9 protein-coding genes are annotated in these 10,305 nt (G+C 69.8%); 5 read left to right on the plus strand and 4 right to left on the minus strand.

Annotation, left to right across the window (positions count from 1 at the left end; translation table 11 throughout):
• Positions 1–217 precede the first annotated feature (217 nt).
• Positions 218–1,336 (plus strand): DUF2855 family protein, encoded by a 1,119-nt coding sequence (locus tag AC1DOC_RS06620; RefSeq protein WP_174545062.1) that lies wholly within the window; start codon positions 218–220, stop codon positions 1,334–1,336.
• Between the two features lie 33 nt (positions 1,337–1,369).
• On the plus strand, positions 1,370–2,404 hold the full coding sequence (locus tag AC1DOC_RS06625) for a serine/threonine protein kinase (protein WP_478129568.1): 1,035 nt from the start codon (positions 1,370–1,372) through the stop codon (positions 2,402–2,404).
• A 5-nt stretch (positions 2,405–2,409) separates the two neighbouring features.
• On the opposite strand, the gene AC1DOC_RS06630 is transcribed toward AC1DOC_RS06625, so the two are convergent.
• Positions 2,410–3,381: a LysR family transcriptional regulator gene (locus AC1DOC_RS06630; RefSeq protein ID WP_307597294.1), complete on the minus strand. Its 972-nt coding sequence runs from the start codon at positions 3,379–3,381 to the stop codon at positions 2,410–2,412.
• A gap of 91 nt (positions 3,382–3,472) precedes the next feature.
• Here AC1DOC_RS06630 and AC1DOC_RS06635 point away from each other — a divergent pair, with 91 nt between their 5' ends.
• The 3 genes from AC1DOC_RS06635 to AC1DOC_RS06645 all read left to right on the plus strand — a co-directional run bounded on the left by AC1DOC_RS06635 (position 3,473) and on the right by AC1DOC_RS06645 (position 7,667).
• Complete coding sequence (locus AC1DOC_RS06635; RefSeq protein WP_478129569.1) at positions 3,473–5,185, plus strand: acyl-CoA dehydrogenase family protein; 1,713 nt, start codon at positions 3,473–3,475, stop codon at positions 5,183–5,185.
• Between the two features lie 34 nt (positions 5,186–5,219).
• Positions 5,220–6,206, plus strand: coding sequence for a Bug family tripartite tricarboxylate transporter substrate binding protein (locus AC1DOC_RS06640; RefSeq protein ID WP_370880744.1), 987 nt, complete (start codon positions 5,220–5,222; stop codon positions 6,204–6,206).
• Between the two features lie 309 nt (positions 6,207–6,515).
• Complete coding sequence (locus AC1DOC_RS06645; protein ID WP_478129570.1) at positions 6,516–7,667, plus strand: CaiB/BaiF CoA transferase family protein; 1,152 nt, start codon at positions 6,516–6,518, stop codon at positions 7,665–7,667.
• Here the strand turns inward: AC1DOC_RS06645 and AC1DOC_RS06650 are convergent.
• The 3 genes from AC1DOC_RS06650 to htpG all read right to left on the minus strand — a co-directional run.
• Entirely contained in the window at positions 7,662–8,567 is a 906-nt protein-coding gene (locus tag AC1DOC_RS06650; RefSeq protein WP_436037319.1) for a LysR family transcriptional regulator, read from the minus strand. The two genes, AC1DOC_RS06645 and AC1DOC_RS06650, sit on opposite strands and share 6 nt — an antisense overlap.
• Before the next feature lie 37 nt (positions 8,568–8,604).
• Positions 8,605–9,090 carry a hypothetical protein gene (locus tag AC1DOC_RS06655; protein WP_436037321.1) on the minus strand — a complete coding sequence of 162 codons (486 nt, stop codon included), beginning with the start codon at positions 9,088–9,090 and terminating at the stop codon, positions 8,605–8,607.
• Positions 9,087–10,305: molecular chaperone HtpG (htpG, locus tag AC1DOC_RS06660; RefSeq protein ID WP_478129571.1), on the minus strand; the 1,219-nt coding region annotated here is incomplete at its 5' end. The genes AC1DOC_RS06655 and htpG, both read right to left, overlap by 4 nt.

A 10,305-nucleotide genomic window follows, 5' to 3' on the forward strand; every position in this document is an offset into this window, starting at 1 on the left:
CTCTCGATCGCCTGATTCCGCCCCCTGCGCAAGGGGTTAAAAAAAGAAGAGCGTCCCGGCCACAAGCCGGGGCGCTTTTTCTTTTTCATGGCCGGCGTTGTCCCGCGGGTGACGCGGAACAGGGAAACGCGATAGCGCCTTTCATCGAGCTTGGCTAATGTGGCTGCAGCACGCGCCATCCCGCGCAACTCACACCACCACCATGGAGATCCACACCATGAGCACCACCACCAGCTTCCTGGTCCGCAAGGGCGAACTCGCCACCACGCAACTGCACACGGCCACCGACCAGCCGCTGGCCGACGGCCAGGTGCGCGTGCGCATCGACAGCTTTGCGCTCACCTCCAACAACATCACCTACGCCGCCTTCGGCGATGCGATGAGCTACTGGCAGTTCTTTCCGTCCACGGAAGAAGGCTGGGGCAGCATCCCGGTGTGGGGCTTTGCCAGCGTGGTGCAGTCGCTGCACCCGGGCGTGGCGGCGGGCGAGCGGCTCTACGGCTACTGGCCGATGTCGTCGGGCGCTGTGCTGAGCCCCGACCGCCTCTCGCCCGGGCGTTTTACCGACGCCGCCGCGCACCGTGCCGAGCTGCCCGCGGTCTACAACCAGTACTTCCGCTGCAACGCCGATCCGCTCTACACCGCGGACACCGAGGACGTGCAGGCGCTGCTGCGCCCGCTGTTCATCACCTCGTGGCTGATCGACGACTTCATGGCCGACAACGATTTCTTCGGCGCCAACACCATGCTGCTGTCGAGCGCATCGAGCAAGACGGCCTACGGCACCGCCTTCCAGCTGCACCAGCGCGAAGGCGTCGAGGTGATCGGCCTGACCTCCGCCGCCAACGTGGCCTTCTGCGAAAGCCTGGGCTGCTACCACCGCGTGCTGAGCTACGACGCGCTCGACGACATCGCGGCCGCCACGCCCTGCGTCTATGTGGACTTTGCGGGCAACGCCGGGCTGCGCAACGCGATCCACACGCGTTTTTCCAACCTCAAGTACAGCTGCTCGATCGGCGGCACGCACGTGGAGCAGCTCGCGGCCAAGGGCGCGGGCAAGGACCTGGCCGGTCCGCGCGCCACGCTGTTCTTTGCGCCGGCGCAGATCAAGAAGCGCACCGCCGAATGGGGCGCCGACGAATTCGGCCGGCGCATGGTGGCCGCCTGGCACCACTTCCTGGCGAGCGTGACCGACGCGAAGAACCCCTGGCTGCGCGCCGAGCACCACCACGGCGGCGAAGCGGTGCAGGCCGCCTATGCGCAGGTGCTGGCCGGCAAGGGCGACCCGCGCATCGGCCATGTCCTTTCGCTTTACAAACAACCGGGCGGCCTCTGACATTCCGGGCGCCGGGGTAGCGACAATCGCCGCATGACCCTTTCCCCCGCTGCGCCCGCGAATACCCATCCCTACGAGAACCTCACGCCCGATGTGGTGCTGGACGCCCTGGCAACGCTCGGCCTGCACGGCGATGGCCGGCTCACGGGCCTGAACTCGTACGAGAACCGGGTCTACCAGGTCTACCTGGAAGACCGCAGTGCGGTGGTGGTCAAGTTCTACCGCCCCGAGCGCTGGAGCGAAGCCGAGATCCTCGAAGAGCACGGCTTCTCGCTCGAACTGGCGGCGGCCGAAGTGCCCGCCGTGGCACCGCTGGCCTTCGACGGCAGCACGCTGCACCGCCACGGCGGCTTCGCCTTCAGCGTGAGCCCCTACCGCGGCGGCCGCGCGCCGGAGCTCGACGATTTCGAAGTGCTCGAGTGGGTCGGCCGCTTTCTCGCGCGCATCCACACGGTGGGCAGCGCACGGCCCTTCGAGGCCCGGCCCGCGCTCGACCTGCAGACCTTCGGCATCGCCTCGCGCGACTGGCTGCTGGCCAACGACAAGGTGCCGCTCGACGTGCAGCGCGACTGGGAAAAGGCCYGCAACGAAGCACTGGACATGATTGCCGCCACGGCACTGGCGGTGAGCGCCCCGGCCTCCGATTTCAAGCCGCGCAAGCTGCGCCTGCACGGCGACGTGCATCCCGGCAACATCCTTTGGACCCCCACTGACCGCCCCGGCGGCGGGCCGCACTTCGTCGACCTGGACGATGCGCGCACCGGCTTCGCGGTGCAGGACTTGTGGATGCTGCTGTCGGGCGAGCGCGCGCAGCGCACCGCGCAGCTCTCGGGGCTGCTCGACGGCTACGAGCAGTTCCGCGAATTCGACCGCCGCGAGCTCGCGCTGATCGAGCCGCTGCGCACCCTGCGGCTCATCCATTACAGCGCCTGGCTCGCGCGCCGCTGGGAAGACCCGATCTTCCCGATCAACTTCCCGTGGTTCGGCTCCAGCGACTACTGGAAGGGCCAGATCCTCGTGCTGCAGGAGCAGTGCGAGCAGATGGCCGAAGAGCCGCTCTACGCCTAGAAATGTCAGCCCCCCGGCTTTTCACTTCGCTTCGCTGCGTGTAATTCTCCACCCCCCGAGGGGGAGGCCCGGTCGCCTTGGGGCGGCCCGGCGGCGGCCGGTTGCACGTTGGCCACGCCCTGCAGCAGCCGTTCGGCCAGCACGTTCGGCGGCCCGCTGCGCCACACGCCATGCGCCTCCGATTGCGCCACCGCGCGGTCGAGCGGCCGGAACACCGCGCCGCGCAGGGCCGAATGCCGCATGGCCTGCGGCACCAGTGCCACGCCCATGCCCTGCGACACCAGCGAGACCACCGCGAGCCAGTGGCGCACCTCGTGCCGCACCTCGGGCAGGAAGCCGGCGTCGGCGCAGATCGACAGGATGCGCTCGTGGTAGTCGGGCGAGGCCTCGCGCGAGAACAGCACGAAGGGCTGGTTGCGCAGGTCGGCCGGCGCCAGCACGCGCTTGCGCGCGAGCGCGTGGCCCGAGGGCAGGCAGCACACGAAAGGCTCGGACAGCAGCAGCCGGTGCTGCAGCTCGGGCGGCATGCGGCTGGTGTGGACGAAGCCCAGGTCGAGCCGGTCGTGCAGCAGCTCGGCGATCTGCACGCCTGAATTGAGTTCGGCGAGCGTGATGCGCACCGCCGGGTGCCGGGCCTGGAACGCGCGCAGCGCCTGCGGCAGACCGCGGTAGAGCATCGCACCGACGAAGCCGATGCGCAGCCGCCCGGCCGAGCCCGCGGCCACGTCGCGCGCCTCGAGCGCCGCCTCTTCCGCCTGCAGCAGCAGCCGCCGCGCCGAAATGCGCAGCGCCTCGCCCGCATGCGTGAGGCGCACCTCCTTGCTGTTGCGCTCGAACAGCCGCGCGCCCACCGACTCCTCGAGTTGGCGGATCGCCACCGACAGCGGCGGCTGCGAGATCGACAGGCGCCGCGCGGCGCGCCCGAAGTGCAGCTCCTCGGCCAGCACGGAAAAGTAGCGCAGGTGTCGCAGTTCCATGAATAGGCAAATCGAATCGAACAAGACCTATTCGATATTAGACACGGATCGCCTGGAAACCAACAATGCGGCGAACCAGGAGACAAAACGCATGGCCCAGAACGACGCCACCGCCGCGCACGCGCACCCGATTCCCGACCGCCACGGCCAGAACCTGTTCAGCACCGACACCGAGCTGCACAAGCTGCTCGCGCTCTACCTGCCCGCCGACCTGCTGGCCCACATGCAGCCGCACTTCGAGCGGCTGGGCGGCCTCGCGGGCGGCCTGCTCGACGACTTGGCCGGCACCGCCGACCGCAACCCGCCCACGCTGGAGCAGCGCACGCGCACCGGCCTGGACGAGCAGAAGATCGTCAAGCACCCGGCCTACGTCGAGATGGAACGCCTCGCGCTCAGCGAATTCGGCCTGGCCGCGATGTCGCACCGCGATGAGACGCTGGGCTGGAAGGGCAGGATGCCGCCGCTGGTCAAGTACGTGCTGACCTATCTCTTCGTGCAGGCGGAGTTCGGCCTGTGCTGCCCGGTCTCGATGACCGACTCGCTCACGCGCACGCTCAGGAAGTTCGGGGGCCCCGAGCTGGTCGCGCGCTTCCTGCCGCGCCTGACCTCGCTCGATTTCGACGAGCTCGCGCAGGGCGCGATGTTCATGACCGAGCAGGCCGCGGGCTCCGACATCGCGGCCACCGCGACGATGGCGCGGCAAGAGACGGATGGCAGCTGGCGCCTCACCGGCGACAAGTGGTTCTGCTCCAACCCCGATGCCGACTTTGCGATGGTGCTCGCACGCGCCGACAACGGCCCGGCCGGCATGAAGGGCGTGTCGCTGTTCCTGCTGCCGCGCCGSCTCGAMGACGGCAGCCTCAACCRTTACCGCATCMTKCGCCTSAAGGACAAGCTGGGCACGCGCTCGATGGCCAGCGGCGAGATCCGGCTCGAAGGCGCCGTCGCGCACCTGGTGGGCGAGGAAGGCCGCGGCTTCGTGCAGATGGCCGACATGGTCAACAACTCGCGCCTGTCGAACGGCGTGCGTGCCGCGGGCCTCATGCGCCGCGCGGTGGCCGAGGCCGAGTACATCGCCGCCGAGCGCCGCGCCTTCGGCCGCACGCTCGAGCAGATGCCGCTGATGCAGCGCCAGCTCGACAAGCTGCGCCTGCCGGCCGAGCAGGCGCGCACCATGGTGTGCCAGACCGCACTGGCGCTCGCGCGCTCCGACGCCGGGGAGCCTGATGCCTACGCGCTGCTGCGCATCCTCACGCCGCTCATCAAGTTCCGCGCCTGCCGCGATGCGCGCAAGGTCACGGGCGACGCGATGGAAGTGCGCGGCGGCTGCGGCTACATCGAGGAATGGAGCGACCCGCGGCTCGTGCGCGATGCGCACCTGGGCTCGATCTGGGAAGGCACGAGCAACATCGTCGCGCTGGACGTGATCCGCGCCGTGAAGCGCGAGGGCTCGCTGCCGGTGCTGCGCGCGCACTGCGAGCAGCTGCTGGCCGATGCGGCGCTGCCGCCGGCCTTTGCCAAGGCGCTGCGCGATGCACTGGCGCGCGCCGCCGCGCTGGCCGAGACGGCCGCGCGAGAAGGCGGCGACGTGCTGGCGCGCCAGGCCGCCTCGGCGCTCTACCACTGCACGAGCAGCATCGCGATGGCCTGGGAGGCCGCGCGCAGCGGTTCCGCCCCGCGCCTTCGCTGGGCCCAGCTGGTGCTGCTGCACCGCGTGCTGCCGCGCGACCCGCTCGCGCCCGACGCGATGCCCGCGGACTGGAACAGCGCGGCCACCACGCGCACCGCCAAGGCCACGGCCTGATTCACGACGACAGAGAAAAAACGGAGACATCATCTTGCGACACCTCACCCTCTTCTTCGCGGCCCTGACCGCCTGCGCCGCGCTGCTGGGCGCCGCTCCCGCCGCACAGGCCCAGGGGCCTTTCCCCTCCAAGCCCCTGGTGCTGGTCGTGCCCTTCCCGCCCGGCGGCCCGACCGACGCCATGGCCCGTACGCTGGCCGCCGAGATGAAGGACCGCCTCGGCCAGCCGATGATCGTGGAGAACCGCGCAGGCGCGGGCGGCAACATCGGCGCCGACTACGTGGCGCGCACCGAGGCCGACGGCCACACGCTGCTGTTCGGCACCTCGGGCCCGCTGGCCATCAACGCGAGCCTCTACCGCAAGATCAGCTACGACCCGGTCAAGAGCTTCGCGCCGGTGATCCAGGTCGGCTACCTGCCGAACATCCTGGTGGTGAACCCTGCGCTGCCGGTGAAGGACGTGAAAGAGCTGGTCGCCCATGCCAGGGCGAACCCGGGCAAGCTCAGCTATGCGTCGTCGGGCAACGGCGCGTCGTCGCACCTGGCGGGCGTGCTGTTCAACTCGGTGGCCGGCACCGACCTGCAGCACATCCCCTACAAGGGCACCGGCCCCGCGCTCAACGACCTGCTCGGCAACCAGGTGAGCATGACCTTCACCGACATCCTCACCGCGCTGCCTTATGTGAAGGCCGGCAAGCTGCGCGCGCTGGGCGTGGCGACGCTCGCGCGCTCGCAGGCGCTGCCCGAGGTGCCGACGATTGCGGAGCAGGGCTACAAGGGCTACGACGTGAGCGTGTTCTTCGGCATCGTCGCGCCGGCCGGCACGCCCGCGGACCGAGTGGCCAGGCTCAACCAGGCTTTCGCCGAAGTGCTGAACTCGCCCAAGGTGAAGCAGATGTTCGCGGCGCAGGGCCTGGAAGCCTCGGCGGACACCTCGCCGCAGAAGCTCGGGCAGTTCATCGTGAGCGAGTCGGCCAAGTGGAAGGACGTGGTGAAGAAGTCGGGGGCGCAGCTGGATTGATTTGCGCCTTTGTTGCCTTTGTTCAGGGCGCGCTCCCGCCGACGGGGTACCTTGCTCCGCGAATGTCCCCCGCCCTTCGGGCTCCTCCTTGATTTCGCTGCGCAAGGCACCCCATCGGCGTGATCGTTTTTCAGCGCAGTGGTTGATCGGCGATGCACCGGCGGCGTGCCCCGGCGCACAGAGCATCGGGTGCTCCCCGCAGCGAAATCAAGGAGGAGGCCGAAGGCCGGGGGACATTCGCGGAGGGGAGCACCCGGTGATCTGTGCACGCGCCCTGAATAAAAAAACCCAACACACAAAAACACCGAAATGACACAACACCAAGGCGCCCTCTCAGGCATCCGCGTCCTCGACATCTCGCGCATTCTCGGCGGCCCCTACTGCGGCCAGATCCTCGGCGACCATGGCGCCGACGTGCTCAAGGTCGAGCCGCCGCAGGGCGACGACACGCGCACCTGGGGCCCGCCCTTCAAGGACGGCRTGGCCTCGTACTACCACGGCCTGAACCGCAACAAGCGCGTGCAGCATCTCGACTTTTCCACGGACGAAGGCCGCGAGGCGCTGCTCGCGCTCGTGGCCGAGGCCGACGTGCTGATCGAGAATTTCAAGACCGGCACCATGGAGCGCTGGGGCATCGGCTACGAGGCGCTCTCGGCGCGCTTTCCACGCCTCGTCTGGTGCCGCGTCTCGGGCTTCGGCGCCGACGGTCCGCTGGGCGCGCTGCCCGGCTACGACGCCGCCGTGCAGGCCATGACCGGCATCATGAGCATCAACGGCGAGGCCGACGGCGGCCCGCTGCGCGTGGGCCTGCCGGTGGTCGACATGGTGACCGGGCTCAATGCGGTGATCGGCGTGCTGCTCGCGCTGCAGGAGCGCAACCGCAGCGGCCGCGGGCAGTTCGTGGAAGCCGCGCTGTACGACAGCGGGCTCTCGCTGCTGCATCCGCATGCGGCCAACTGGTTCATGGATGGCACCGAGCCGCGCCGCACCGGCAACGCGCATCCCAACATCTATCCCTACGACGCGCTGGCCACCTGCACCGACCCGGTGTTCGTGGCGGTGGGCAACGACCGCCAGTTCGCGAGCCTGTGCCGCTGCATCGGCCTGCCCGCGCTGGCCGACGATCCGCTCTACCGCACGGCCGGCGCGCGCTCGGTGCACCGTGCGGGGCTCAAGCAGCAGCTGGAAGCGGCCATGGCGGCGTTCGACGGCCGTGCGCTGGTCGAGCAGCTGATGGCCGCGGGCGTGCCCGCCGCGCCGGTGCTGCCGGTGGCTGCGGCGCTCGAGCATCCGCACACCGCGCATCGCCAGATGGTGGTGGAAATGGAAGGCGGCTACCGCGGCATCGGCGCGCCGGTGAAGCTCAGCCGCACGCCGGCGAGCTACCGGCACGCGCCGCTCACGCCGGGCGAGCGCTTCCTGCCCGATGCCGCGGCCGGCACTGGCGCCAGCGGCTCATAGCCCGGGCCGCGCGCCGGCGCCCGCCTTGGGCGCATGGAAGGCCTGCATGAACGCACCCTGCAGCTCCGCCGGCAGGTCGGGCCGGTGGCACATCGCATAGCCCAGGCTCGGCGGATCATCGGCGAGCGCAACAAAACGGATGTCGGGACGCGCGATGCAGGCGAGCGATTCCACCACCAGCCCGATGCCCGCACCGGCCGCCACCAGCCCTACGAGCGAGATCGACGAACTCGCGCACTGGTTGACCTGCGTGGTGATGCCGGCGCGCGCAAGGTAGGCGGCGATGCGGTCGAACACCACCGGCCCGATGTCGCGCCGCACCCCGACCAGCGTCTGCTGGCGCAGGTCCGCCGCCGCGATGCGCCCGGCGCCCGCGAGCGGATGCGCGGCGGGCATCACGGCCATGAAGCGGTCGCGGGCCACCTCTCGCACCACGAGGTCGTCGCGCGAGGACGGCGGATGCACCACCGCGAGATCGAGCCTGCGGTGCGCCACGGCCTCCTCGAGTTCGTCCGACAGGCCCTCGGTCAGCGCCAGCACCACGCCCGGATGCGCGGCCGAAAAGGCACGCATCGCATCGGGAAAGAAGGACAGCGCTGCGATGGGCGTGACGCCGATCTCCAGCCGGTCGAAGGCGCCGCGCCCGATGGCGCGCGCGGCCTCATCGGTTTCGGAGGCGCGCGACAGCAGCCGCCGCGCGTGCGGCAGCAGGCGCGCGCCCTGCTCCGTCAGCCGGACGCCGCGCGCCTGCCGGTCGAACAGCGCAAAGCCCAGGGCCTCCTCGAGCCGCTGCACCCGCACGCTGAGCGCGGGCTGCGAGATGGCGAGCAGCGAGGCGGCGCGCCGGATGTTGCCGATCTCGGCCAGCGTGACGAAGCATCGCCATTGCTTGAGTTCCAAGGAGCGGTCTCCAGCACAGCGCCGCGGGCTGCGGCGGTCAGGGCGCGACGGGATTGCCCGGCGTGCCGGGGCTGCCGGCCGCAGCGTCGGCGGCATTCGCGGGCGGGCGGTAGGAGACGCGCACCGCGGAAGGCTGCGGCGCGGAGACTGCAGCCGCCGTCGTGACCGGCGCGGCGCCGCCCGCCGGCGCGTACCCGGCCTTGCCCGCATTGGGATCGTGCAGCACCACGCTCTTGCCCACGCCCACGCCGGTGCCGACCGGCCCGACGCCAACCCCAACTCCCACGCCAGCCGTGCCGGCCACCACGCCGGTGTTGTTGACCGCCACGCCCGCGCCGAGCGGGCCCCAGCCGGTGTTCAGGCCGACGGAGAAATTGCCGTCCTTGGTGGCGCCCAGGCCGAGCGAGAGCCCGGGCACCAGCGGAATGCCGACGTGATAGTGCGAACAGCCGCTCACCATGGCCAGCAGCAGCGCCGCCGCAAGGGCGGCTGCTGCACGGGCGGTGCGCGGCCGGGCGTTCACACCAGCAGCGCGTTGACGCGCCTCACGTAGGCCGCGGGATCGGCCGGCAGGCCGCCTTCGGCCAGCAGCGCCTGGTCGAAAAGAATGTTCGCAAGATCATCGAAATGCTCGGAGCCGTCGAGCTTCTTCACGAGCGCGTGCTCGGCGTTCACTTCGAGCACGGGCTTGAGGTCGGGCGCGGGCTGGCCGGCCTGCTTGAGCATGCGCGCGAGCTGCGTGCTCATGCCGCCGTCCTGCACCACCAGGCAGGCCGGCGAATCGACCAGGCGCGTGGTCACGCGCACGTCCTCGGCCTTGTCCTTGAGCGCTTCCTTGAGCTTCTCGAGCAGCGGCTTGAAGGATTCGGCGGCTTCCTCGGCGGCTTTCTTCTCGGCCTCGTCCTGCAGCTTGCCGAGGTCGACCGCGCCCTTGGCCACGCTCTGCAGCGGCGTGCCGTCGAACTCGGTGAGGTAGTTGAGCGCCCACTCGTCGACGCGGTCGGTCATCAGCAGCACCTCGATGCCCTTCTTCTTGAAGACCTCAAGCTGCGGGCTGTTCTTGGCGGCGGCGAGCGTGTCGGCCGTGATGTAGTAGATCGCGTCCTGGCCTTCCTTCATGCGCGCCTTGTAGTCGGCAAAGCTCACGCTCACGGTGTCGCTCGTGGTGGAGGCGAAGCGCAGCAGCTTGGCGATGCGGTCGCGGTTGCCGAAGTCCTCGCCCAGGCCTTCCTTGAGCACGGCGCCGAACTCGGCATAGAACTTGGCGTACTTGCCCGATTCGTCGGCGGCGGCCGCGGCGGCTTCGGCGGCCGTCGGCGCATTCTTGTCGACCACATCGGTCACGGCCTCGGTCGGCTCGGGGGCCGGCACCGATTCGCCCGAACCCACGTCGATCTTGCCCTCGCCGCTTTCCGGCCCGGTCTTCTGCTTCCTGGCCAGGTCCTCGAGCATGCCGAGCACGCGCTTGGTGCTGCCTTCGCGGATGGCCTTCACGTCGCGGCTTTCCTGCAGCAGCTCGCGGCTCACGTTGAGCGGCAGGTCGGACGAATCGATCACCCCCTTCACGAAGCGCAGGTAGCTGGGCAGCAGCGCCTCGGCGTCGTCCATGATGAAGACGCGCTTCACGTAGAGCTTGACGCCCGCGCTCTTGTCGCGGTTCCACAGATCGAACGGCGCCTTCGAAGGGATGTAGAGCAGCTGCGTGTACTCGGTGCTGCCCTCCACGCGGTTGTGGCTC

It is taken from the genome of Variovorax sp. 01T439_2, from assembly GCF_056398445.1.